Raw genomic sequence first — 24,649 nt, 5'->3', positions numbered from 1 at the left:
GTTATTGGATTCCGGACAGCCAGAAACAATATTGATTCTTGTTCAGGCGGTCAAATTACATTTTTGTCATGTTGGTCGCCGTTGAGAGATCAATCATTGCGCGCCCGAACCCATGCGAAGTGGCTTGCACATCGCCTCAGCCGCGCCGCACCCACGCGACCTTGCCAGCCTTGATGCCGAGCGTCCGACGCTGAGGGTTGTAGTCCATCGTGCCCGGAAACTGCTGCCCGTCGCGTTCGCCAAGCCGCCACGCGCAGCCTTGCAGCAAGCCGGCGGCTTCGGCCTCGCTCTTGCCCACCAGCGCGTCGTCGGCAACCTTGTCGGCGGCACAGCCGGCCGGGGTGCCCCGCGCGCCTTGCGGTCCTGGCATTGGTGCCGGCTCGTTGGGCTGCGTCGCGCAGCCGGCCGCCACCGCAGCCACCGCGGCAATCCAGGGAAGCAGCCGGGCACGTGACGTCATCCGCTTCGCAGTCATTCAGTTCTCCTGCCAGGTATGTCAAGTAAGAGCATTCTGGGACACATGACGGACAGCAGCGTTCAGTTTCTTTTCACGGATCTGAAGCTTTTGCCGGATTGCCAGGCGAAGCATTTGCCCGGCATTGAGGATCGCCGCAAGAGCATGGGGTTCAGCCCTTGGCCCGTTGGGCCAGCGTCTTCATCGCGTCGGCCGGCAACGGGCCGTGACACGTCCGTTCGCCGCCTGACTCGCTGACGACGAGCCAGACCTGCTCGGGCGTGCCCCTGGGATACAGCAGCCAGGCGGGGCCGCGCGCGTTGCTGCTGGGCGGCAGGTCTTCCAGCACGCCGGTGCTGGCGGACTGCAGCATGACCGCGCATTCCGATGCCGCCACGCGCGTGGATTTCAGGAACGCCGCGTTGCCGAGCACTTCGGGCAACGCCGTGTCCGGCGCGCGCAGGAAGGAATCGACATCGAACTTGCTGGCACCGCCTCCGGTGCTGGCGCAAGCCGCCAGCGCCAGCACGCCGGCACCGGCCAGGATCGCTGCGCCGGAACGGCCGCGGACAGCGACGATGCGAGCGGCCATGGCTGAGTTGGCGATCATGGCGGGCCTCATTGCTTCATCACATCGGCGCCCTTGGGCACCGTGAACCGGAAGGCATCGGCCGCCAGCGGCGGGTTCTTCTGTATGTTCGCGAAGGTCAGCAAAGTGGTATTGCCGAAGGCGTCGCGCAACTCCATCGCTTCAAGGTTGCCGCCCTTGAAGCCAATGCCGATGCGCTCAAACTGAGTGTCCTTGGCCTTGGGCGTCAGTTCCAGCCATTCCACGCCATCGCGGGTCGGGCCGTTCTTGATGGCGAAGTTCTTTTCCAGGTCGTTGCTGCCGAACAGGATCGCCGCGGGACTGGAGCCCAGCGAGGCGTCGAGCTTGCGCTCGGTGACCTGGTTCAGGTCCTTGTCGTAGATGTACAGGGTCTGGCCATCGGCCTGCAGAAGTTGCTCGTAGGGCTTGGTATAGCGCCAGGTGAACTTGCCCGGGCGCGAAAACACAAAGGTGCCGCTGGAGTTGCCGGTCACCTTGACGTTGGCGCCCTGCCCCTTGACCTGGCGCTGCGTGAATTCGCCGCGCGCGCTCTTCACACCGGTGACGAAGCTCTGCAACTGGTCGGTGGCCGCGGCATGGGCCGGCGCCTGGATGGCAAACATCGCCAGCGCGGCGCAGGCCGACACGAGGATGCGGTTGCGCATGATCTGGATCCTGGTAGTTATCGAATGCGTTGCCACGATGCGGCGCCTGCTCAGGCAGTCCGCTGCACGGTCAACGTGTCTTGTTAGAGCCGGCAGCTGGTACAGGATTCCGTGCCGCCCGTGCTTCGCGGGTAACCGGATATTACGCCGGGCAATCCGCGGCCAGCCGGGCTGCCCGGCTGCGCTCAATCATCATCCCGCGCAGCCGCGCCACCGCCCTGCACCAGGATGTCGCGGTTGCCATTGCCCGACATGGCCGACACCAGCCCGGCCTTCTCCATATCTTCCAGCAGCCGCGCGGCGCGGTTGTAGCCGATGCGCAGGTGGCGCTGCACCAGCGAGATTGACGCGCGTCGGTTCTTCAGCACCACTTCCACGGCCTGGTCATACAGCGGATCAGCCTCGCCGCCGCCACCGCCGATACCTGCGCCGCCGCCAAGGCCATCGCCGCCGCCGTCGTCCGTGAGGCCGCCTTCGAGGATGCCTTCGATGTAGTTGGCCTCCCCGCCTTCCTTCAGCTTTTCCACCACGCGGTGGACTTCATCGTCCGAGACAAAGGCGCCATGCACCCGCACCGGCAGGCCGGTGCCCGGCGCCAGGTAGAGCATGTCGCCCATGCCCAGTAGCGTCTCCGCGCCCTGCTGGTCGAGGATGGTGCGCGAGTCGATCTTGCTGCTGACCTGGAAGGCGATGCGGGTCGGCACGTTGGCCTTGATCAGGCCGGTGATCACGTCCACCGAAGGGCGCTGCGTGGCCAGCACCAGATGCAGGCCGGCGGCGCGCGCCTTCTGCGCGATGCGCGCAATCAACTCTTCCACCTTCTTGCCGACCACCATCATCAGGTCGGCCAGCTCGTCGATGACGATGACGATGGTGGGCAGCTTGTCCAGCGGCTCCGGCGCGTCCGGGGTCAGGCTGAACGGGTTCGGGATCTTCTCTTCCCTGGCCGCGGCCTCATCGATTTTCTTGTTGTAGCCCGCCAGGTTGCGCACGCCCAGCTTGCTCATCAGCTTGTAGCGCCGCTCCATCTCGCCGACCGCCCAGTTCAGCGCGTTACCGGCCTGGCGCATGTCGGTCACTACCGGGCACAGCAGGTGCGGGATGCCCTCGTAGACACTCATTTCGAGCATCTTGGGGTCGATCAGGATCAGGCGCACGTTGTCCGGCTTGGCCTTGTACAGCAGCGACAGGATCATCGCGTTGATGCCCACCGACTTGCCCGAGCCCGTGGTGCCCGCGACCATGCAGTGCGGCATCTTGGCCAGGTCCGCCACCATCGGCTTGCCGGCGATATCCTTGCCCAGCGCCATGGTCAGGCTGGAAACGCTCTCGTTGTAGATCTGCGAGCCCAGGATTTCCGACAGCCGCACGGTCTGGCGCTTCGGGTTGGGCAGTTCCAGCCCCATGTAATTCTTGCCGGGGATGGTCTCGACCACGCGGATCGACACCAGCGACAGCGAACGCGCCAGGTCGCGCGCCAGGTTGACCACCTGGCTGCCCTTGACGCCGGTGGCCGGCTCGATCTCGTAGCGCGTGATGACCGGCCCCGGGTAGGCTGCCACCACCTTGACCTCCACGCCAAAGTCCTTGAGCTTCTTCTCGATCAGGCGCGAGGTGAATTCCAGCGTCTCGGCGCTGACCGTTTCCTGGTGCGGCGGGATCGGGTCGAGCAGAGACAGCGGCGGCAGGTCCGAATCCTGGATGTCGGCGAACAGCGGCTGCTGCTTCTCGCGTTCCACGCGTTCATGCTTGGGCACCGCCTGCGGCCGCACGATCTGAACCGGCGGCGCCTCCTCGATGCGCACGCGCTGCACCTCGACGGTTTCCTTGCGCTCGACCTTGGCGGCCTCGCCGATGATGCGGTCCTGCTTGCTCTCGCGGCGTGCCTTGAAGCCCAGGAACATGGTCTCGACGAAACCGCCGATATGCTCGGCCACCGACAGCCACGAGAAGTGGAAGAACAGCGACAGCCCGATCGCGAACAGCATCAGCAGCAGCAGCGTCGCCCCGGTGAAGCCCAGCGCCACCTGCATCCAGCCGCCCAGCGTGTCGCCCAGCACCCCGCCCGGCGCGCGCGGCAGCGCGGCGCGCAGCGGGTACATCCGGATCGCCTCCAGCCCCATGCTGGACAGCAGCGTCAGGACGAAGCCGATCCAGCTCACCGCCACGCCCTGGCGATGGTCCTCGCGCTCGGGCAACTCGGCCGTCAGCGTGCGCCAGCCGCGCCAGCAGCGCCGCACCAGCAGCACCGCCCACCAGTAGGCCGAGAAGCCGAAGATAAAGAACAGCACGTCGGCAATCCAGGCGCCGACACGGCCGCCCAGGTTATGGATATCGGCGACCTGGTTCGCATGCGACCAGCCGGGGTCGGTCTTGCTGTAGCTGGCCAGCACGCACAGGAAGCCCAGCGTGACGGCCAGCAGCAGGAACCAGCGCACCTCGCCCAGCAGTTTGCCGATGCGGGATGGCAAGGCTGACGGATCGGTGCGGGTGGTCGTGGTAGCTCGGGCCATGCCTGGATAGGACTCTTTAAGGTGATTCCGGATGCGTTTGGCGCCGCCATCGGACTAAGTCAGCGCTGACTAACCAGGTGACTGACGGGCATCGTGGCGGCCATTTTAACGTGGGCGACAGCTATCGCACCCATTGGAATTTGCAACAGTGGGCAAATGCGGCTCCTCTTATAATGTCGCTTTCGAGCAATGCCGGTGGGCATCATGCCGCACCGGCCACAGGAACGCATCATGGCAAAACACGCAAAAGTGCTGATTCTCGGTTCTGGTCCCGCCGGCTATACCGCCGCGGTCTACGCGGCCCGCGCCAACCTGCAGCCGGTGCTGATCACCGGCCTGGCCCAGGGCGGACAGCTGATGACCACCACGGACGTCGAGAACTGGCCGGGCGATGCCAAGGGCGTCCAGGGTCCCGAACTGATGCAGCGCCTGCTGGCGCATGCCGAAGAGTTCAAGACCGAAATCATCTTCGATCACATCCACACCGCCAAACTGGTGGACCAAAACGGCAAGCCGGCCCGCCCCTTCACAATGATCGGCGACGCCGGCGAATACACCTGCGACGCCCTCGTCATCGCCACCGGCGCCTCGGCCCAATACCTGGGCCTGCCGTCGGAAGAGTCCTTCATGGGCCGCGGCGTGTCGGCCTGCGCCACCTGCGACGGCTTCTTCTACAAGAACCAGGAAGTCGCCGTGGTCGGCGGCGGCAACACCGCCGTGGAAGAAGCGCTGTACCTGTCGCACATCGCCAGCAAGGTCACTGTGATCCACCGCCGCGACAGTTTCCGCGCCGAGCCGATCCTGGTCGACCGCCTGCTCCAGCGCGAAAAGGAAGGCCGCATTGAAATCCGCTACGACAACGTACTGGACGAAGTGCTGGGCGACGATTCCGGCGTGACCGGCATCCGCATCCGCAACGCCAGGACCAGCCAGACCGAAGAGCTGAAGCTGGCGGGCGTGTTCATCGCCATCGGCCACAAGCCCAATACCGACCTGTTCGCCGGCCAGCTGGAGATGAAGAACGGCTACCTCGTGACCAAGTCGGGCCTGCAGGGCGACGCCACCGCCACCAGCGTGCCGGGCGTGTTCGCCGCCGGCGATGTGCAGGACCACGTCTACCGCCAGGCGATCACCAGCGCCGGCACCGGCTGCATGGCCGCGCTGGATGCACAGCGTTTTGTCGAAGCCCTGAAGTAAGCGCAAGCCCTCCTGGACCGGCCCGCCGCGGCCGGTTCATCCCCCTCCCCTCAGCCTCCCCCGGCTGCCCTGCCCCAGTCGATATAATCCCGGCGAGCACCCGGAGACTTTTCATGACGCACGGCGCCCGCAAACCCGACCGACCGACCCAGCGCTTCGGCCTGAACGACCTGTCCCGCCTGCGCGACAACCTCAAGGCCGATGCCGAGCGGCGCGAAGCCGAGCGCCTGGCCGCCGAGCAGGCGGCGCAGCGTGCCCGCGAAGAGGCCGAGGTGTTTCGCGCCAGCGTGGGCCAGGTCAGCCAGCTGCGCGACCGCAACCGCGCCCACCACCCGGCCAGCAAGCCCGCGCCCGTACCGGTGCAATCGCAGCGCAACGATCAGGCCGTGCTGCAAGCCTCGCTGTCCGATGAGTTCGACGTCGAAAGCCTGCTGGAGACCGACGAGACCCTGTCGTTCCGCCGGCCCGGCATCGGCATGGACGTGATCCGCAAGCTGCGCCGCGGCGAATGGGTGCCACAGGACAAGGTCGACCTGCACGGGCTGCGCAGCGACGAGGCCCGCGAGGCGCTGGCCGAGTTCCTGCGCCGCTCCGTGCGCAACGGGGTGCGCTGCGTGCGCGTGATCCACGGCAAGGGCCTGGGCTCGCCTGACAAGCTGCCGGTGCTCAAGGGCAAGGTGCGCAGCTGGCTGGTGCAGAAGGAGGAAGTGCTCGCCTTCGTGCAGGCGCGCGAGGCCGAAGGCGGCGCCGGCGCGCTGATGGTGCTGCTGCGCCAGCCGAAGCCCTGATGCGCCGGGCCTGACCAGCGCCCCGGATGCATCTCCCGCTCGAATTGCTGATGGGGCGGCTGCCCCTGATCCTCCATATCATGGAGGTCATCGGCGTGCTCGCCTTCGCGGTGTCGGGCGTGGTCGACGCGCGCAAGCAGCGGCTCGACGTGGTGGGCACCTTCGTGGTGGCATTCGCCACGGCCTTTGGCGGCGGCACGCTGCGCGACGTGCTGCTGGACCGGCGCCCGTTCTACTGGGTCGACCATGAAGGCTATGTGCTGCTGATCTTCGCGATGTCGTTCGGCGCGTCGTTCGTGCTGCGCGTGGTCAGCCGCGTGGCGTCGGACCGGGCCATGATCGTTGCCGACGCAATCGGGTTGGGACTGTTCTCGGTCACCGGCGCCTCGCTGGCGCTGGTAGCGCAGATGACGCCGACCGTGGCGGTGATGATGGGCATCATCTCGTCGGTGTTCGGCGGCGTGGTGCGCGACGTGCTGTGCAACGAAGTACCGATGATCCTGCGCGACCGCTCGCCCTACGCCACCTGCTCCTTTGTCGGCTGCTGGATCTACGTCGGCCTGACCTGGCTCGAGGTGCAGCAGGAGGCGGCGCTGATGACCGGCGCGCTGGCGATCATCGCGATGCGGCTGGTGTCGGTGCGCTACGGCTGGAAACTGCCGAGCTGAACCAGCATCCACGCAGGACAAATCCCAAGACGAAAAACGCCGCCCGGTTGGGCGGCGTTCTTGCATTTGCAGCCGGCGGTTCAGACCGCGGCTTCGTCCTGCTCGCCGGTGCGAATGCGGATCACGCGTTCGATCTCGGTCACGAAGATCTTGCCGTCGCCGATCTTGCCGGTATGCGCGGCCTTGACGATGGCGTCAAGCACGGTGTCCAGCTGGTTCTCGGCCACCACCACCTCGATCTTGATCTTGGGGAGGAAATCGACGACGTATTCGGCGCCGCGGTAGAGCTCGGTATGCCCTTTCTGGCGGCCAAATCCCTTCACCTCGGTCACCGTCAGCCCGGTCACGCCAACGTCAGCAAGGGCTTCCCGCACCTCGTCGAGCTTGAACGGTTTGATGATGGCGGTAATCTGCTTCATGACTGGCCCCTGGTTATCGTTTGTTCACGCGCCTGGCGGCGCACCGCCGCGGACGCGGCGCTCTCCGGCTGGCATTTTAACAGCCATTGGCGCCATGCATTCCCCGCAATCCCGCGCCCGGCGCGGCCGGAACGTTGGACAGCACGCATCGCGGGGCGGCGCGACGCCGTTTGGATGCCGTTTGCGCCTGTGGACAACCCTGTGGACAGCCACCGGGAAATCCTGTGCGGAGCCTGTGCAAACCCTTTGCACATCATCACGCCGCGTTGAGGACGCGGGGCCGATAGTCCTGAGGCGTCACATCGATCCGGCGCAAGCAGGCGCGCCAGAGGTTGGGATCGCCAAAGCCGGTCCGCGCGGCCAGGCCATCAATCCGGCACCTTCTCCAGGTCCGCCAGCCACACCGCCGATTCCGAATCGCTCGGCGCGCGCCAGTCGCCGCGCGGCGACAGCGAACCGCCCGACCCGACCTTGGGCGCGTTCGGGATGCAGGAACGCTTGAACTGGCTGGTCCGGAAGAAGCGGTCGAGGAAGATCGCGAGGTTGCGCTTGATTTCCGGCAGCCCGTACTGGTTGCGCGCCACCTCCGGCCCGTACGGCCACACCCCGCGCTCGCGGTCGCCCCAGGCGTGCTGGGCCAGGAAGGCGATCTTGGACGGCGTGAAGCCGAAGCGCAGCGTGTAATAGAGATTGAAATCCTGCAGCTCGTACGGCCCGATGGCGCTTTCGGTCTTCTGCTCGGGGCCATGGTTGCTGTCGCCGGGCACCAGCTCGGGACTGATGTCGGTGTCCAGCACCGCCAGCAGCACGTCCGCCCCGCCCTCGCCGATCTGACCCGTCTCGGCAACCCAGCGCACCAGGTGCGAGATCAGCGTCTTGGGCACGCTGGCGTTGACGTTGTAGTGCGACATGTGATCGCCCACGCCATAGGTGCACCAGCCCAGCGCCAGCTCGCTCAGGTCGCCGGTGCCGATGACGATGGCTCCCTGGAAGTTCGCCAGCCGGAACAGGTGGTTGGTACGCTCGCCAGCCTGCACGTTTTCGAAGGTCACGTCATAGACCTTCTCGCCGGCGGCGTACGGGTGCCCCAGGTCCTTCAGCATCGCCAGGCAGCTGGGCCGGATATCGATCTCGGTGGCGCTGCAGCCCACCACCTGCATCAGCTTGCGCGCCTGGTCCAGCGTGCGGTCGCTGGTGGCGAAGCCGGGCATGGTGTAAGCCAGGATATTGGCGCGCGGCAGCCCCAGGCGGTCCATCGCCTTGGCGCAGACCAGCAGCGCATGCGTGGAGTCGAGCCCGCCGGACACACCGATCACCACCTTGCTGATCTTGCTGGCCGACAGCCGCTGCACCAGTGCCTGCACCTGGATGTTGTAGACCTCCATGCAGCGCTCGTCGCGCTGGCGCGGATCGGCCGGCACGTACGGGAAGCGCGCCACGTTGCGTGCCAGCGGCAGCGACTTGTCGCGCGGCAGGTCGAGCGCGAAGGTGACCACGCGGAACGCTTCCACCTCGGCCTTGTGCCGGCGCACCGAATGGCCGAAAGTGACCTGGTGCATGCGCTCGCGCGACAGGCGTTCGACATCGACATCGGCGAACAGCAGATGCGAGTCGTCGGAGAAACGCTCGGATTCGGCCAGCATTTCGCCGTTCTCGTAGATCAGCGCCTGCCCGTCCCAGGCCAGGTCGGTCGACGACTCGCCCTTGCCGGCCGAGGTGTACAGGTACGCCGCCAGGCAGCGCGCCGACTGCTGCGACACCAGCTGGTGCCGGTAGCCCGATTTGCCGATCACGATGTTCGATGCCGATAGGTTCACCAGCACGGTCGCGCCGGCCATCGCGGCGAACGACGACGGCGGCACCGGCACCCACACGTCTTCGCAGATCTCGGCGTGGAAACGGAAGAAGGGCAGGCCCTCGATATCGAACAGCAGCCCGGCGCCGAACGGCACGTCCTGGCCCAGCAGCCGCACGCTGTCGGCCGTGGCGCAGTCGGCCGCACTGAACTGGCGCCCTTCATAGAATTCCCAGTAATTGGGCAGGAACGACTTGGGCACTACACCTTGCACACGGCCAGCGGCCACCACCACCGCGCAGTTGAACAACTGGTGCTGCACGCGCAGCGGCATGCCCACCACCAGCGCCAGCGGCAGCTTGCGCGAAGCTTCGACGATGGTGCCGAGCGCGGCCTCGCACGCATCGAGCAGGGTGCGCTGGTGGAACAGGTCGTCGCAGGTATAGGCCGACAGGCCCAGCTCAGGGAATGCGGCCAATACCGCGCCGCGCTGCGCGGCCTGCGTGGCCAGCACCAGCGTCTCGCGCGCATTGAAAGCGGGGTCGGCCACGCGGCAGACCGGCACGCCGACCGCCACGCGGGCGAAGCCGTGGGAATAGAGGTTGAAAAATGGAGTCTTCATATCGGGCCCTGGGGTATCGCAGGCATGGGGCGGATCATCCGCGCCTGAACCTGGGGGAGGTGACGCATATGCGCCATTCTACGTCGCTGCCCGGTGCCGCGCCGCCGGTGCCGCGCCGCAACGCCTCCACGCCGTTTCCGGTAGACTCAGGCCACCATGCGCCCGCGCGCGGCGCTCCCGTTCCCATCCCTTCAGCTACAGCCCATGCAGTCGGATTCCGGCGACACGGCGGCCACAGGCAGCCGCGCAGACGACCAGAAAGCCAGCCAGGCGGACACTCCGGACTACCAGACGCGCATCGTCTCCGACCTGGCCGAGATCGACCCGGCCGTCTGGGACGCGCTGCTGGCGCGCCAGCCCGAACCGACGCCCTTCTTGCGCCACGCCTTCCTGCATGCCTTGCATGCCAGCGGCAGCGCATGCGCCGAGACCGGCTGGCATCCGCGCATCCTGACGTTGTGGGCGGGCGACCGGCTGGCCGCGGCGATGCCGCTCTATGCCAAAGCGCATTCGTATGGCGAGTACGTGTTCGACTGGGCCTGGGCCGATGCCTATGCCCGGCATGGCATCGACTACTACCCCAAATGGCTGTCGGCGATCCCGTTCACGCCGGTGCGCGGCGCACGGCTGGTCGCCGAAAACGCGCAAGCGCGCCGGCTGCTGGTGAAAGTGGCGCTGGCCCTTGCGGCGGAAAGCGGCATGTCGTCGCTGCATATCCTCTTTCCCGACGAGGCCGAAGCCGCGCTGATGCAGCAGGCCGGCATGCTGATGCGGCACGGCGTGCAGTTCCACTGGACCAATGGCGGCGAAGGCGGCAGCAAACCGTACGTCGATTTCGACGACTTCCTTGCCACGCTGTCGCAGAAGAAGCGCAAGAACATCCGCGCCGAGCGGCGCCAGGTGGCGCAGGCCGGCATCAGCTTCCGCCACTTGCGCGGCCACGAGATCGATGAAAAGGCATGGCGCTTCTTCAACCGCTGCTATCGCCAGACCTATAGCGAGCACCATTCCACGCCCTACCTGAACCTGGATTTCTTCCGGCGCATCGGCGCGGCGATGCCGCAGCACCTGCTGCTGGTGGTGGCCGAGCGCGCGGGCCAGCCGATCGCTTCGTCGCTGCTGGTCTACGACGAGGCGCCGCAGGTCAGCACGCTGTACGGCCGCTACTGGGGCGCGCTCGAATACCACCCCTGCCTGCACTTCGAGACCGCGTATTACCAACCGCTGGAGTTCTGCATCACCCGCGGCATCCGCACCTTCGAAGGCGGCGCGCAGGGCGAGCACAAGATGGCGCGGGGCTTCCTGCCGGTGGCCACGCGCTCGGCGCACTGGCTGGCGCATCCCGACTTTGCCGATGCCGTGGAGCGTTTCCTCGCGCGCGAGCGCCACGGCATCGACGCTTACCTCGACGAACTGGGCGAACGCAATCCCTTCACCCGTTCCTGAACCGCCGTGGCGCTCAGCGCCACATGCGCCGCAGCGTGTTGTCGCCCAGCATGTAGTGGTGGAACAGAGAAGCCATCGCATGCAGGCCGATGACCAGGTAGAACGCGGTCCCCAGCGTTTCGTGGATGGCCTTGACCGTGTCCTTCAGCGCGGGGTCCGCCGCCACCAGCGCGGGCACTTCGAGCCCCAGCGACGGCAGCGCCAGCAGGTGCCCGCCGGCATTCATCGCCAGCAATCCCAGCAGCGGCTGCGCCAGAATAAACAGGTACAGCACCCAGTGCATGGCTTCGCCCGCCAGATGCATCCAGCGCGGGCCGGGCTCTGGCGCCGGTGCGCCGCGCACCAGCCGCCACAGCAGCCGCGGCAGCGCCAGCCCCAGCACCAGCGCCCCGGCCCATTCATGGATATCCATGGCCAGCACGCGCGCCGGCGTGCCCTTGTCGAAGCTGCCCTTCAGTTCGATGGCCGCATACGCGAGCGCCACCAGCACGAACACCGCCCAATGGAAGCACACCGCGAGCCGGTCATAGCGGCGCGATGGCGACAACACTTCCGGCAGGCCCTGCATCGGCTCGACGCCCTGTGTGGTCCGGTTCATGTGGGGTTCTCCATCTTGTTCGACATGGGCCCAGCGTAGCGCAAGCGGCACGGACAGGTCCTGGCCGCCATCAAGCGGCGCGCAACAAAAAACCCCGCCGCGGCGGGGTTTCTTCAGCGACGGTTCAGCTTACTTCTTGTAGTTGGCCACGCCGTCGGTGATTTCCTTGTGGGCTTCCTCGATGCCGGCCCAGCCTTCGACCTTGACCCACTTGCCGGCTTCCAGTGCCTTGTAGTGCTCAAAGAAGTGCTTGATCTGGTCCAGCAGGTTCTGCGGCACGTCCGACAGGCCCTTCATGTAGGCGGTGGCAGGCGACAGCTTGTCCACCGGCACGGCGACCAGCTTGGCGTCCACGCCCGACTCGTCGGTCATCTTCAGCATGCCGAGTGCACGGCAGCGCACCACGGCGCCGGCCAGGATCGGGAACGGGGACAGCACCAGCACGTCCACCGGGTCGCCGTCGCCCGACAGCGTCTGCGGGATGTAGCCGTAGTTGGCCGGATAGCGCATGCCGGTGCCGATAAAGCGGTCCACGAACAGCAGGCCGGTTTCCTTGTCGGCTTCGTACTTCACCGGATCGCTCTGGGCCGAGATCTCGATGATGACGTTGAAGTCGTTGGGGATGTCCTTGCCCGGGGTGACGAGGTTGAAGCTCATGCGGTTCTCCAAATGCCTGCGCTGTGTTGTCGGATGGCGGGCATTATAGCGGCTCGCGCCTGACCGGTTGCTGACAAGCCATCGCTCCCGACCCGCTGCAACGCGTTGCAGCGACGCCGGCGTGCGCGATAATGGCGCATTCTTCAGCCGACACTGAATAGCCCCAGCCTTCGTGCTGCCCCGGAGCCACCCATGCATGCCCAGCACTTTGTCGCCAACCGCCTGATCGCGCCGGACAACGGCCTGCGCATCAAGGTGTTCGACCCGTCCAGCGGCGAGCCTTTCGCCGAGATCGCCCGCGGCAACGCCACCGACATCAACGTCGCGGTCCACGCTGCCCGCCAGGCCGCCGACGGCGCCTGGGGCCAGATGGCCCCGGCCGAGCGCGTGCGCCTGCTCAACCGCGTTGCCGTGGCGCTGATTGCCCACGAAGAAGAGCTGGCCGCGCTGGAAGCGCGCGATACCGGCAAGCCGCTGCGCCAGGCCCGCGCCGACGCACGCGCCGTGGCGCGCTACTTCGAGTTCTACGCCGGCGCGGTCGACAAGCTGCACGGCCAGACCATCCCCTACAACCCCGGCTACACCGTGCTGACGGTGCGCGAGCCGCACGGCGTGACCGGCCACATCATCCCGTGGAACTACCCGCTACAGATCTTCGGCCGCAGCGTGGGCGCGGCGCTGGCTGCCGGCAATGCCTGCGTGGTCAAGCCGGCCGAGGACGCCTGCCTGTCGCTGCTGCGCGTGGCCGAGATCGCCGCCGAGGCCGGCCTGCCCGAAGGCGCGCTCAATATCATCACGGGCTACGGCCACGAGGCCGGCGCCGCGCTGGCGCGCCATCCCGGCATCAACCACATCTCGTTCACCGGCTCGCCGCAGACAGGCAAGCTGGTGTCGCAACTGGCCGCCGAGAACCATGTGCCGGTCACGCTGGAACTGGGCGGCAAATCACCGCAGATCGTGTTTGCCGATGCCGACATCGATGCGCTGGTGCCGGTGGTGGTCAACGGCATCGTGCAGAACGCCGGCCAGACCTGCTCGGCCGGCAGCCGCCTGCTGGTGGAACGGCCGGTCTACAACGCGTTGCTCGACCGGCTGGCATCGGTGTTCGAGTCACTGCGCGTGGGCCCGTCCGAACTCGACCTGGAATGCGGCCCGCTGATCAGCCGCAAGCAGCAGCAGCGCGTATGGGACTTCGTCTCCGACGCCCAGCACGCCGGCGTGGCGGTGATGGCGCAGGGCCAGATCGTGGCCGAGGCGCCGGAGGCCGGTTACTACCAGGTGCCGATGCTGTTCCGCGATGTCCCCCCCGCGCACCGGCTGGCGCAGGAAGAGGTGTTCGGCCCGCTGCTGGCGGCCATGCCCTTCGATACCGAGGCCGAAGCCGTTGCGCTGGCCAACGGCACGCCCTACGGCCTGGTCGCCGGCGTCTGGACCCGCGACGGCGGACGCCAGCTGCGCCTGGCGCACAAGCTGCGCGCGGGCCAGGTCTTTATCAACAACTACGGAGCCGGCGGCGGCGTGGAGCTGCCCTTCGGCGGCTCCGGCCAGTCCGGCTACGGCCGCGAAAAGGGCTTCGAGGCCCTGTACGGATTCACCACACTGAAAACCATCGCCATCCAACATGGGTAACATTAATTTTCTTTCCGTCGCTTTTGCCATTTTCTTTTTCTGGATGGCGTGGCATGTGCGGAACAAGCGCGCCACCAATCCCTCCGGCATGCCGCGGCTGCAGGTCTTTAAGCGCAAGTGGGGCGATGTGGTGGGCGACCGCGTGCACTGGTGCCTGTATGTGGCGCTGCCCTTCCTGCTGGCGGTGATGATGGTCGCGAATGCGTTGCGCGGGCAGGGGCCGTTCTCGCATTGACGAAGGCCTCCGGCGCAGGCTGACTGACGAGGCCTGAGTAGATCTGCCACCCGTCGTGGACGCTCCCCTCTCCCGCGAAGTGGGAGAGGGGTGGGGGAGAGGGCCGGAGCATCCACGAAGTAAAGCGCGTCGGTATGCCAGCGCCTGCCCTCTCCCCCGGCCCCTCTCCCGCAAGCGGGAGAGGGGAGCAAACAAGCGAGCACTAAAAATCTTTAGCGATCACTTGAACACAACAACACAAGGAGACAAGCGATGAGACTGGCCAACAAGGTTGCGATCGTCACCGGCGGCGGTTCCGGCTTCGGCGAAGGCATTGCCCACACCTTCGCGCGCGAGGGCGCCAGCGTGCTGGTGGCCGACCTGCGCGAAGACGCCGCCGAGCGCGTGGCCGCGGCGATCCGCGAGGCCGGCGGCCAGGCGCGCGCGGCGCGCGCCGACGTCTCGCGCAGCGACGACACCGAGGCCATGCGCGAGGCCGCGCTGGCCGCCTTTGGCGACGTTCATGTCGTCGTCAACAACGCCGGCACCACGCATCGCAACAAGCCCATCCTCGACATCACCGAGGAAGAGTTCGACCGCGTCTACGCGGTCAACGTCAAGAGCATCTACTGGTCGGCGCGCGCCTTTGTCCCGCACTTCCGACAGCGCGGCGGCGGCGTGTTCGTCAATGTCGCCTCCACCGCCGGCATCCGCCCGCGTCCCGGACTGGTCTGGTACAACGGCAGCAAGGGCGCGGTCATCACCGCCAGCAAGGCGATGGCGGCCGAACTGGGCAAGGACAATATCCGCGTCAACTGCGTCAACCCCGTGATCGGCGCCACCGCGCTGCTCGAAGCATTCATGGGCATGCCCGACACGCCCGAGAACCGCGCGAAGTTCCTCGCCACCATCCCGATGGGTCGCATGTCGACGCCGCAGGACGTGGCCAATGCCTGCCTGTACCTGGCTTCCGACGAAGCCGCCTTCATCACCGGCACCTGCATCGAAGTCGACGGCGGGCGCTGTGTCTGAGCCCGCGGAAATTCCCTTGTCGTAACACCGCCGTACCGCGTCGCAAGAACGCAACCATCCTCAGGAGACTGCATGACAACGACCGCAGTGACCCCCGGCGTCGACCACGCCGCCTTTGAAGACGCCACCTACCGCAAGGTGAGCTGGCGCCTGGTGCCCTTCCTGCTGCTGTGCTACGTGGTCGCCTACCTGGACCGCGTCAACGTCGGCTTCGCCAAGCTGCAGATGCTCAACGACCTGCAGTTCAGCGAGACCGTCTACGGGTTGGGCGCCGGCATCTTCTTCATCGGCTACTTCCTGTTTGAAGTGCCCAGCAACGTGATCCTGCACAAAGTGGGCGCGCGCATCTGGATCGCGCGCATCATGATCACCTGGGGCGCGATCTCGGCGGCGATGATGTTCGTCACCACGCCGACCATGTTCTACGTGCTGCGCTTCCTGCTGGGCATTGCCGAGGCCGGCTTCTTCCCCGGCATCATCCTGTACCTGACCTACTGGTACCCGGCCAACCGGCGCGGGCGCACCACCACCTTCTTCATGACCGCGATCGCGCTGTCGGGCGTGATCGGCGGGCCGCTGTCGGGGTGGATCATGCAGTCGTTCGACGGCCACAACGGCTGGGCGGGCTGGCAGTGGATGTTCCTGCTGGAAGGGGTGCCCTCGATCCTGGTGGGCCTTTGGGTGCTGGCCTACCTGGATGACCGCATTGCGCACGCCAAGTGGCTCACGGCCGAGGAGAAGGCGCTGCTCGAGCGCAATATCGCCGCCGAAGACGCGCACAAGGAAGACCCGCCGATCCGCACCGTGCTGTTCAGCCCGCGCGTCTGGCTGATGAGCGCGATCTACTTCTGCTTCGTCATGGGCCTGTACGGCGTCAGCTTCTGGCTGCCGACCATCATCAAGCAGACCGGCGTGAAGGGCGCGCTCGACATCGGCCTGCTGACCGCGATCCCTTATGGCTGCGCGGTGATCGGCATGGTGCTGGTGGCGTACAGCGCCGACCGCAGCGGCGAACGGCGCTGGCATATCGCGATCCCGGCGCTGCTCGGTTCGTTCGGCCTGCTGCTGTCGGTGCATTGGGCCACCGATACCACGCTGGCCATGTTCGCGCTGACGCTGGCCACCATCGGCATCCTGACCACGTTGCCGCTGTTCTGGAGCCTGCCCACGTCGTTCCTGGCCGGCACCGGCGCGGCAGCTGGCATTGCGCTGATCAACTCGCTGGGCAACCTCGCCGGCTTTCTCAGCCCGTATGCGGTGGGCTGGCTCAAGGACCTGACCAGGAGCACGGACTCCGGCATGTACCTGTTGGCCGCGTGCCTGGCGGTGGGCGCGGCGCTGACGCTGTCGGTCCCGGCCCGGCTGGCGGGCCGCAGATAGGCAGGCGCTTCGCGATGGCCTGCAACGGCGCTTTCCGGCAAGGAAAGCGCCGTTTTTTCATGGGACTTGCGAAAGTACCTGGCCCGGCGCTCGTCCGGCGACAACGCGCCGTTCGCTGACGCCGATGTAGGACCAAACCCGGCAGTGCGGTCCCGGCTTGCGCCCTAGCATGGAAAGGAAGACACCCGGAATGATCCACACGGGGTCCTCCGGGCATGTGAATCCTGAAGTACGCCAAGGAGGCCACGATGCCGCACCTGCCCCCGTTTGCCCCGACCCAGTCACTGAAGCGCGTCGAAGCGCGGCTCGCACGCCGCACTCGCGTCAAGCGCCTTGTGATCGCGCTCAGCGCCGGCGTGGTCGCGCTGCTGGCCCTTGTGCCGGCTGCCAGCCATGCCCAGGCACCCGTGGTCGAAGCCACGCCGACACCGGCGCCCGCGACGCCTGCGCCAGCTCCTGCAACAACAGCTCCGGCAACGACTGCTCCGGCAGCGACCGCCCCGGCTCCGGCCGGCGCCATCGCACCAACGCCGGGCGTGACCGCGCCCGCAACGCAGCCGCCCACCACCATGCCGCCGCCAGTTGCCCAACCGGCACCGACTGCACCCGCTGCACCGGCAGCGGGTACTGCAGCGCCGCCGCCAACGGCGTCACCTGCCCCGGCACCGGGCGGCGCCTCACCCGCCGTGCCCGCTCCGCCGCCGACCGCGGCCCAGCCACGCCCGCCGCTGACCACGCCGCCGCCCCCGCCGCCACGTGACGCGATGGTGCAGCGTACCGCGGGGCCGGTGACCTACATCTGCGGCGGCGTTGCCGAGGACGAACAGGTCGCGCTGCAACAGCAGGCACGCCACTACAACATGAGCCTGCTCTTTACGCAGGGCGCGCGCGGCGAGTACCTGTCGGATGTCGACGTCAAGCTGATGCGCGGCAACAGGGAAGTGGCGAGCTTTGTCGCCGACGGGCCGCGCTGCCTGCTGAAGGCGCCGAGCGGCACGTACAACGTGCGGGCGACTTACCAGGGCCGGACCAAGACGGCCACGGTGAGCACCGGGGGGCGCAATAACCAGATGCGCTGGTAGGTTGAGGATGGGAGCGCCGCAGCGCGGCGTTGCCGGAGGAGAGGAAGGGCGCGGCGTCTCGCGATGCCGCGCTTTTCTTATCTGCAGGCGGTCGAGCGGTTGCTGGTGGTCTCCCTCTCCCGCTTGCGGGAGAGGGTTGGGGAGAGGGCCGGAGCGCCCACGAAGTGTAGCGCTTCGGTATGCGAGTGCCTCCCCTCTCCCCCGCCCCCTCTCCCGCAAGCGGGCGAGGGGAGCAAACCGTCAGACCTGGGGCCCTTCACCCAGCATCTGCGCCACCGATGCCGCCGTCCCCGCCGCGCGCTCGCCCAGCAGGCGCTGCAGCGTGGCGAGCAGGTGGTCCTCGTTATACGGCTTGCCGAGGTAGATGTTGACGCCGATCTCCTCCGCGTAGCGGCGATGCTTGTCCGCCGTGCGCGACGTGATCATCACCAGCGGCATATGCGCCGTGCGCGAGTCGGAACGCACGTTGCGGGTCAGGTCGAAGCCGTCCATGTTCGGCATCTCGATATCCACCAGCATGGCATCCGGCATCACGTCCTGCAGCTGCTTGAGCGCATCCACGCCGTCGCGCGCCAGCACCACCTGGTAGCCGGCGCGGCCGAGCAGGCGCTGGGTCGCCTTGCGCACGGTCAGCGAATCGTCGACCACCATCACCGTGGGCTGCAGCGCGAGGCCACGCACCGGCGCGGCGCTGCCGTCGCCGACCAGCTCGGCGACGGCACCCAGCGGCTCGGCCACTGGCTGCACCCACTCCGGCGCGGACTGCGCAGGGACCATCAGCTGCGGCGCGGATTGGCCGCGCTCGCGCGCCAGGCGCTGCGCCAGCACCACCGGGTTGTAGATCAGCACGATTTCGCCGTCGCCGAGCGTGGTCGCGCCGGCAATGCCTTCCAGCCGCGCCAGGTGCGGCCCGATGTGCTTGACCACCACTTCGCGGTTGCCGACCACCTCGTCCACGTGCACGGCGACACGTTCGGAGCCGCTGCGCACCAGCACCACCGGCGAGTACTTGCGGCCAGCCGCCACCGCGTTGCCCTCTTCCAGCAGCGCGCCGAAATAGAAGAACGGCAGCTCGGCGCCTGCCACCGCGAAGCGTCCCTGGTTGTAGGCCTCCACCAGCGCCGGCGCGCGCAACTGCTGCACCTGGTCGATCATGCCGCTGGGCACCGCATAGCGCCGCGCGCCCAGCGAGAACACCAGCACTTGCGTGATGGCCGTGGTCAGCGGCAGATGCACGGTAAAGGTGGTGCCCTGCCCGGCCTTCGATGCCAGCGTGATGCGGCCGCCCAGCGCCACGGTCTCGGCGCGCACCACGTCCATGCCGACGCCGCGCCCGGCCAGCTCGGAGACCGCGTCGGCCGTGGAGAAGCCGGGGGTGAAGATCATCTCGGTCAGGCGCGCCTCGCCGGCGTCGTCGTCCGGCGCGAGCAGGCGGCGCTCGACCGCGCGCGCGCGGATGCGCGCCAGGTCCAACCCGTTGCCGTCGTCAACGAAGTGCAGCACCACTTCATTGCCTTCCTGCTGCACCTCCAGCGTCAGCGCGCCCGTGGCGGGCTTGCCGGCGGCGCGGCGTTGCAGCGCGGGCTCGATCCCGTGCACCACCGCATTGCGGATCAGGTGTTCGATCGGACCGGCCATGCGGTCCAGCACGGAGCGGTCGATCTCCACCGTGCCGCCCTTGATCAGCAGCCGCACTTCCTTGCCGGTCTCGGCGGCGGCCTGGCGCGCAACGCGGTACAGGCGCTCGGCCAGCGCGTCGAACTGCACCATGCGCGCCTGCATCAGGCTGCGCTGCAGCCCGCGCGTCAGGCGCGCTTGTGCGGCCAGGTCGCCGGCGGCGCGGTCAAAGCCGCGCTGCAGGTTCTGCTCGACGGTGGCCACGTCGTTGACCGATTCGGCCATCATCCGCGTCAGTTCCTGGAAGCGGGTGAAGCGGTCGAACTCGAGCGGGTCGAATTCCTGGTTGTGCTGTGCGTCGGCGATGCGCGACGCCATCTGCGATTCGGCCTGGATCTCGATCTCGCGCAACTGGCCGCGCAGGCGGGCGACGTTGTCGTTGAGTTCGCCCAGGTAGGTGCGCATCGCGTCGAGTTCGCTGTCAAGCCGCGCGCGCGTCGCGCCGACTTCGCCGGCCTCGTTGATCAGGGTGTCGAGCGCGCGCGCCTGTACGCGCACCAGCGCACGCTGCGGCTCGGCGGCCGGCGTGAGCGCGTTGGCCGCGTTGGGTGGGATGGGCGGCATCGGCACCATCACGTCCGCGGGCCCGGGCATGACCGGCAGCATGGAAACCGCAGCGGCGGCCTCGGCAGCAGGATCCGGAGCCGCTTCAGGCTGCGCTTCGGCAGTACGTTCCGCCTCGTCCTGCGGCGACCCCCCCAGGCCGTTGACCACGTCAGGGTCGTCGACGGGCAGCAGGCGTCCGGCCTGCAGCGCTTCGGCGTGCGCGAGGATACGGTCGTACCAGGCGTAGAGGCGCCCGAACAGCTGCGGACCAGCTCCCTGCCCGGCCTGCGCGCGCAGGCTGGCATCGAGCAGCGTCTCCATCTCGTGCGCGGCCTGGCCCAGTGCCATCGCCCCTGCCATGCGCGCACTGCCCTTGAGCGTATGCAGCGCGCGCAACACCAGTCCGCCGTGGCGCGTGTCCGCGGGCGCCGCTTCCCAGGTGCGCACCAGCTTGCCGAGTTCGGGCAGCGTGCCCTGGGCTTCCTCGAGGAAGATCTGGACCAGCGCGGAGTCAGGCGTGGAATCGGCCACAGCGCCGTCCGCCTCCGGCGCGACCGGCGGCCGGTGCGAAGTCGGCAGCGCAATCACGACGGCATCATGCTGCGCAGGCCGTGCGGGCTCGATGGGCTCGGCGGGCGCAGGCGCCAACGGCGCTTCGTTGTCCGCTTCGTTGTCCTCGTGCAGCGGCTCGCCATGAAGCTGCGCCATCCCATCCACCGGCGCGGGCGGCGCCGGCACGGCCACGCGCGGGCGCAGCAACGCGCGTTCGCCGAATTCCACCAGGCCGCGGCGCAGTCCGGCATCGGCCTGCGGCCAGACGCCCGCCGCAAACTGGTGCAGCATGCCGCGCAGCCGCTCCACCGCCTGCTCCAGCAGGCGGAAGTCGCCCGGATGCATCGCCACCGGGTGCGAGCCCAGTTGCAGCAGCAGCCCTTCCAGCGCTTCGGCAATCTCGCGCACCGGCTCCAGGCCCACGGTCGAGGCGCTGCCCTGCAGCGTGTGCGCCACGCGCAGCGCCAGCTCGCTCGGGCACGGATGCCCCTCGTGACGCCATTCGGAGATATCGGTGGCGAACTGGCGCAGCAGGTCGTCGGCCTCCTGCAGGTAGACGTTGTAAAGCGCCAGGCCGATGCGGACCGGGCCGATGACCTTGTAGTTGTCCTCGTCGCTGGACAGGCCGCCGGCCAGGCGGAACGGGATGACGTTGTCTTCGTCGATGTGCGTGTCTTGTGGTGCCGAAGCGCCCGGCTGGCTGTCGCCCGCGGACGCCGCTTGTGGATCCTGCTTCGGGATCGAGGGCTCGGCTGGCACAGCCAAGTCGGCGTTCGCCTGGACGCCGTCACGCACCGCCTCGGCGGTTGCCACCAGCGGAGCGATATCATGCGCAGCACCCGCGTCGCGATGCAGCTGCGCCACCCACGCCGACAACTCGGCGTGCGCACGGCGCAGCAGCAACAACAGCGCGGGCACCGGCGCGCGCGCCTCGGCGATCCACAGGTTCATCACCTGCTCCACCGCCCATGCGGCTTCGCCGTAGCGATGCAGCCCGACCATGCGGCTTGAGCCCTTGAGCGTATGGAAAGCGCGCCGCACGCGGCTGAGCGTATCGGTATCGCGCAAGGCCTCGACGCCTGTGTTGAGGTCGCCGGCAATGCCGCCCAGCACCTCGTCGGCTTCATTCAGGAAGATGTCGAGCAGTTCGGCATCGACCGCCGCGCTGTCGCCGGCAGCGGGCAGGGCCGGCGCGGTGCGAGCAGAAGCCGCAGAAGCAGAAACAGGCAAAGGCGCGGGTTCTGGCTCGCCCGCGGCATCGGCCAGCGCCAGCATCAGGCGACCGGCGGCATCATCGCTGCCGGCCAGCCAGGCATTGCATTGCGTGGTGGCATCGGCGGCGCGGCGCCGCAACGGCGCGTTGTCGTCGATCGTGGCCTGGTCCGCCAGCGCCTGCAGCGCGGCACGCAGGCGCTGCACCTGGGGCGCGTCGGGCATGGGGCCGGCCTGGAGCGCATCGGCCGCGGCGTCGCGGGCGGCAGCCAGCGGATGCTGCACAGGGCGCGCATCCTCAACGGCTGCGGCTTCGGCGGGCATGTCATGCCGGCGGGCGCGGCCAAATTCCAGCGCATCGGCAAACGCATGGACGGTGCCCAGCTCTGCCGCCACGGCGCCAAGCAGTTCGGTGCGCGTGGCGGCATCGGAAGCATGCAGGGCATCGCCAACCGCGGCCAGCCGCTCATTGACGGCCTGCACCGCAGCCGTGGCTCCGGCAGCGTCTCCGGCCAGCACGGCCGGCAGCGCCGACGACGCTCGCAGCCGCTCCAGCGTATCGCCCAGCGCCGCGAACGCCTGGCGCGCATCGCGCAAGTGGCCGGCGCCATCGGCACGCGCGGCGTTGCGATCATAGCTGTCCAGCCACGATTCGCCGCTGTCGAGCTGCGCGCGCAGCTGCGCCACGGCCTCGCCGCGCAGCGCCTGCGCACGCGCATCGTCGACCATGCTGGCCAGCCACGCCGGCGCGCCCACGCCGGGATCCGAGAGCGACTGGTGCAGGCAGTCGGCCAGTGCCTCGCACTGCGCGGCAAAGCGCGCCGCGGCGGGATGGGCGGATTGTCCGTGCACGCGCCACGGCAAGGCCAGCGCACGCGCCAGGAACAGTGCGATGCCGGTGGCGCCCAGCGCTCCGGCACGGCTGCGCTCCCAGTCGGGGCCCGCAGCCGCCATCGTCGCCATCGCCGCCTGCGACAGGCAGCGCTGCAGCGACGGCTGTCCCAGCGGCTGTGCGGCTTCGGCAAGCGCCGCCAGCGCGGTTTCCCAGCCAGCCTGGTCACCGGCCGCGGCCCGCTCCAGCCCGGCGGCGGCCTGCTGCAGGTTGCGCGTATCGATCGGGTCGAGCCAGCCGTAGTAGCGCAGCCGGAAGTCGGCATCGGCCGCCGCATGCGCGGCGTCGAGACGGAAGGCAGCCAGCGTACGGGCGATGTCGCTGCGCACAGCAGCGGCGCCATCGGCCTGAACCGCGTCGCTGGCAGCCGTTTTCGCCAGCCCCGTGCACACCAGCAGGAACACGGCATCGTTCAGCAGCGCCTGCGGCACGCGCACATGTCCTTGCTGGTACTGGCGCAGCAGCAGGTTGGCGCGGCCGGCAAAGCGCTTGGCCAGCAGGTCGGACGGCAGCAGTCCATGTGCGAGCGCGCGGAACACCAGCCCCAGCACATGCCAGACGTCACGATCCGGATGGTCGGCAGCGCGGCGCGGCTCCTGCTCGTTGGCGCGCACTTCGTCCAGCGCCGCATGCAGCGGCAGCCAGGCCTCGCGCAGCAGGGCCGCGTCCTGGCACGCAGCGGGCAGGCGCATGGCCTTCAGCAGGGTGGCCTCGAACTGCTGGCGCGCGCGCGTGATGGCGGCGGGGCTGCGCGCCGGCAGCAGCATGCCGGGCAACATCTGCAATTCGTCGAGCCACAGGTCGGCCGGATGCACGCGCTCCTCGCGCAGGTGCGCGAGCACGCCGGCGTAGGGCTGGAACAGCCGCAGCGGGGCCTCGTCGTCGCCGGCCATCAGGTCGTCGACATATTCGGCCAGTGCCTGCACGCCGGCGCGGAACACCGCCAGCGCCTGCGCATCGGCGGCGAGCTGGCCGGCATCGATGGCCTCGAGCAGGCGGCGCAGCGCCTGGCAGTACGGGTCGGTGCCGCGCAGTCCGACGATATGCACCGCGCCGGCGGCCTGGTGCAGGTGCTGGCCGGCGAGCCGCAGCGAGGTGGTATCGCGCGCGCCCAGCGCCTCGGGCGCCTGGCGGATCTCTTCAACGTAGTGGCCCAACTCCGCGGCCGCGTCTTCAAGCGCGCCGCGCAGGCTCGGCGCGAGCCACGCCAGCCCGGACAGGTCGCGCGCCGCGCCGCCGGCGTCGGCCGGCACGGCAGTGGTGGCAGATGCGGGCAGCGGCGCCGCTTCCGGTTCGGGCATGGCGGGCGCCCGCAGCGATGCGTTGGCATCGGCCGCGTCGCACGAGATTGGGAAATTCATGGACATGACGGCTTCCAGTGCGGCGCCGCCAGGGCGGCCGCGGGCGGCAGCCCGCCGCGGCGGCAGGCAGGCGCTGGGTTGGCTTGTTGGCAGGCGTAACGTTGGCGGTGGCAGCCGTGGCGGCAGTTGCCGCGCTGCGCGGAAGCGGTCGCAGGCGTCATCCGGCCACTCAGGCGATCTTGAAGCGCGACACCGAGTTGCGCAGCTCCTCGGACAGCAGCGTCAGCTGGCGCACGGATTGCGCGGTCTGGCGCGTGCCGCTGGTGGTCTGTTCAGTGACCTGCAGGATGCGTTCGATATGGCGCGCCACGGTGGTGGCGAGTTCGGCCTCGTGCGAGGTGGACTGCGAGATCTGCTCGATCAGCTCCGCAAGCTGGCGCGACACGCGGCCGATCTCCACCAGCGCCGCGCCGGCGTTGTCGGACAGGCGTGCGCCCTCGACCACGCCCTGCGTGCTGCGCTCCATGGCGTGCACGGCGTCCTGGGTATCGGTCTGGATGGTGCGGATCAGCGCGCCGATCTGCTTGGTAGCCTCGCCGGAGCGCTCGGCCAGCCGCTGCACCTCTTCGGCCACCACCGAGAAGCCGCGCCCGGCTTCGCCGGCCGATGCGGCCTGAATGGCGGCGTTCAGTGCCAGGACGTTGGTCTGCTCGGTAATGTC

General features: G+C 68.3%; 19 protein-coding genes. 9 read left to right on the top strand and 10 right to left on the bottom strand.

What is annotated here, in order from left to right; all coding sequences use genetic code 11:
• Window positions 1-136 precede the first annotated feature (136 nt).
• The 4 genes from ACIP1U_RS02320 to ACIP1U_RS02305 form a co-directional block, all read right to left on the bottom strand.
• Window positions 137-475, bottom strand: a complete 339-nt coding sequence (locus ACIP1U_RS02320) for a hypothetical protein (protein WP_400311214.1) — start codon at window positions 473-475, stop codon at window positions 137-139.
• 151 nt (window positions 476-626) lie between these two features.
• Window positions 627-1,064 carry a hypothetical protein gene (locus tag ACIP1U_RS02315; protein ID WP_400311211.1) on the bottom strand — a complete coding sequence of 146 codons (438 nt, stop codon included), beginning with the start codon at window positions 1,062-1,064 and terminating at the stop codon, window positions 627-629.
• Window positions 1,065-1,072: 8 nt separating this feature from the next.
• Window positions 1,073-1,717, bottom strand: coding sequence for an outer membrane lipoprotein chaperone LolA (lolA, locus tag ACIP1U_RS02310; protein WP_400311749.1), 645 nt, complete (start codon window positions 1,715-1,717; stop codon window positions 1,073-1,075).
• Between the two features lie 176 nt (window positions 1,718-1,893).
• Window positions 1,894-4,221, bottom strand: a complete 2,328-nt coding sequence (locus ACIP1U_RS02305) for a DNA translocase FtsK (RefSeq protein ID WP_400311209.1) — start codon at window positions 4,219-4,221, stop codon at window positions 1,894-1,896.
• 231 nt (window positions 4,222-4,452) lie between these two features.
• Between ACIP1U_RS02305 and trxB the strand changes: the two genes are divergently transcribed.
• From trxB to ACIP1U_RS02290, 3 genes are all read left to right on the top strand, one after another.
• On the top strand, window positions 4,453-5,418 hold the full coding sequence (gene trxB, locus ACIP1U_RS02300; RefSeq protein WP_400311206.1) for a thioredoxin-disulfide reductase: 966 nt from the start codon (window positions 4,453-4,455) through the stop codon (window positions 5,416-5,418).
• 113 nt (window positions 5,419-5,531) lie between these two features.
• Window positions 5,532-6,206 carry a Smr/MutS family protein gene (locus ACIP1U_RS02295; RefSeq protein WP_400311203.1) on the top strand — a complete coding sequence of 225 codons (675 nt, stop codon included), beginning with the start codon at window positions 5,532-5,534 and terminating at the stop codon, window positions 6,204-6,206.
• Between the two features lie 26 nt (window positions 6,207-6,232).
• On the top strand, window positions 6,233-6,874 hold the full coding sequence (locus tag ACIP1U_RS02290; RefSeq protein WP_400311201.1) for a trimeric intracellular cation channel family protein: 642 nt from the start codon (window positions 6,233-6,235) through the stop codon (window positions 6,872-6,874).
• Window positions 6,875-6,954: 80 nt separating this feature from the next.
• Here ACIP1U_RS02290 and glnK read toward each other — a convergent pair whose 3' ends face one another.
• Window positions 6,955-7,293, bottom strand: coding sequence for a P-II family nitrogen regulator (glnK, locus tag ACIP1U_RS02285; RefSeq protein ID WP_006162803.1), 339 nt, complete (start codon window positions 7,291-7,293; stop codon window positions 6,955-6,957).
• Window positions 7,294-7,661: 368 nt separating this feature from the next.
• Entirely contained in the window at window positions 7,662-9,710 is a 2,049-nt protein-coding gene (locus ACIP1U_RS02280; protein ID WP_400311196.1) for an NAD(+) synthase, read from the bottom strand.
• Between the two features lie 204 nt (window positions 9,711-9,914).
• Here ACIP1U_RS02280 and ACIP1U_RS02275 point away from each other — a divergent pair, with 204 nt between their 5' ends.
• Window positions 9,915-11,156 (top strand): GNAT family N-acetyltransferase, encoded by a 1,242-nt coding sequence (locus ACIP1U_RS02275; RefSeq protein WP_400311193.1) that lies wholly within the window; start codon window positions 9,915-9,917, stop codon window positions 11,154-11,156.
• A 13-nt stretch (window positions 11,157-11,169) separates the two neighbouring features.
• Here the strand turns inward: ACIP1U_RS02275 and ACIP1U_RS02270 are convergent, their stop codons facing one another.
• Together ACIP1U_RS02270 and ppa are read right to left on the bottom strand one after the other, a co-directional pair.
• Window positions 11,170-11,754 carry a cytochrome b gene (locus ACIP1U_RS02270; RefSeq protein WP_400311191.1) on the bottom strand — a complete coding sequence of 195 codons (585 nt, stop codon included), beginning with the start codon at window positions 11,752-11,754 and terminating at the stop codon, window positions 11,170-11,172.
• A gap of 129 nt (window positions 11,755-11,883) precedes the next feature.
• Window positions 11,884-12,411: an inorganic diphosphatase gene (ppa, locus tag ACIP1U_RS02265; protein WP_029045751.1), complete on the bottom strand. Its 528-nt coding sequence runs from the start codon at window positions 12,409-12,411 to the stop codon at window positions 11,884-11,886.
• Between the two features lie 192 nt (window positions 12,412-12,603).
• Between ppa and ACIP1U_RS02260 the strand changes: the two genes are divergently transcribed.
• The 5 genes from ACIP1U_RS02260 (at window position 12,604) to ACIP1U_RS02240 (ending at window position 17,748) form a co-directional block, all read left to right on the top strand.
• Window positions 12,604-14,040 carry an aldehyde dehydrogenase family protein gene (locus ACIP1U_RS02260; RefSeq protein ID WP_400311188.1) on the top strand — a complete coding sequence of 479 codons (1,437 nt, stop codon included), beginning with the start codon at window positions 12,604-12,606 and terminating at the stop codon, window positions 14,038-14,040.
• Entirely contained in the window at window positions 14,033-14,275 is a 243-nt protein-coding gene (locus ACIP1U_RS02255; RefSeq protein WP_400311185.1) for a hypothetical protein, read from the top strand. The genes ACIP1U_RS02260 and ACIP1U_RS02255 overlap by 8 nt, the downstream gene beginning before the upstream one ends.
• A gap of 252 nt (window positions 14,276-14,527) precedes the next feature.
• Entirely contained in the window at window positions 14,528-15,286 is a 759-nt protein-coding gene (locus ACIP1U_RS02250) for an SDR family oxidoreductase (protein ID WP_400311183.1), read from the top strand.
• Between the two features lie 72 nt (window positions 15,287-15,358).
• A complete protein-coding gene (locus ACIP1U_RS02245; RefSeq protein ID WP_400311181.1) occupies window positions 15,359-16,666 on the top strand; it encodes an MFS transporter in 1,308 nt (435 codons plus the stop codon).
• A gap of 248 nt (window positions 16,667-16,914) precedes the next feature.
• Window positions 16,915-17,748 carry a hypothetical protein gene (locus ACIP1U_RS02240; RefSeq protein WP_400311178.1) on the top strand — a complete coding sequence of 278 codons (834 nt, stop codon included), beginning with the start codon at window positions 16,915-16,917 and terminating at the stop codon, window positions 17,746-17,748.
• 240 nt (window positions 17,749-17,988) lie between these two features.
• On the opposite strand, the gene ACIP1U_RS02235 is transcribed toward ACIP1U_RS02240, so the two are convergent.
• Together ACIP1U_RS02235 and ACIP1U_RS02230 are read right to left on the bottom strand one after the other, a co-directional pair.
• Window positions 17,989-23,994 carry an Hpt domain-containing protein gene (locus ACIP1U_RS02235; protein WP_400311176.1) on the bottom strand — a complete coding sequence of 2,002 codons (6,006 nt, stop codon included), beginning with the start codon at window positions 23,992-23,994 and terminating at the stop codon, window positions 17,989-17,991.
• A 163-nt stretch (window positions 23,995-24,157) separates the two neighbouring features.
• On the bottom strand, window positions 24,158-24,649 hold a 492-nt coding region (locus ACIP1U_RS02230; RefSeq protein WP_400311173.1), incomplete at its 5' end, for a methyl-accepting chemotaxis protein.

Source organism: Cupriavidus sp. NPDC089707 (genome assembly GCF_044748965.1).
Classification (GTDB): Bacteria; Pseudomonadota; Gammaproteobacteria; order Burkholderiales; family Burkholderiaceae; genus Cupriavidus.
This window is presented reverse-complemented; position numbering and strand designations above follow the sequence as displayed.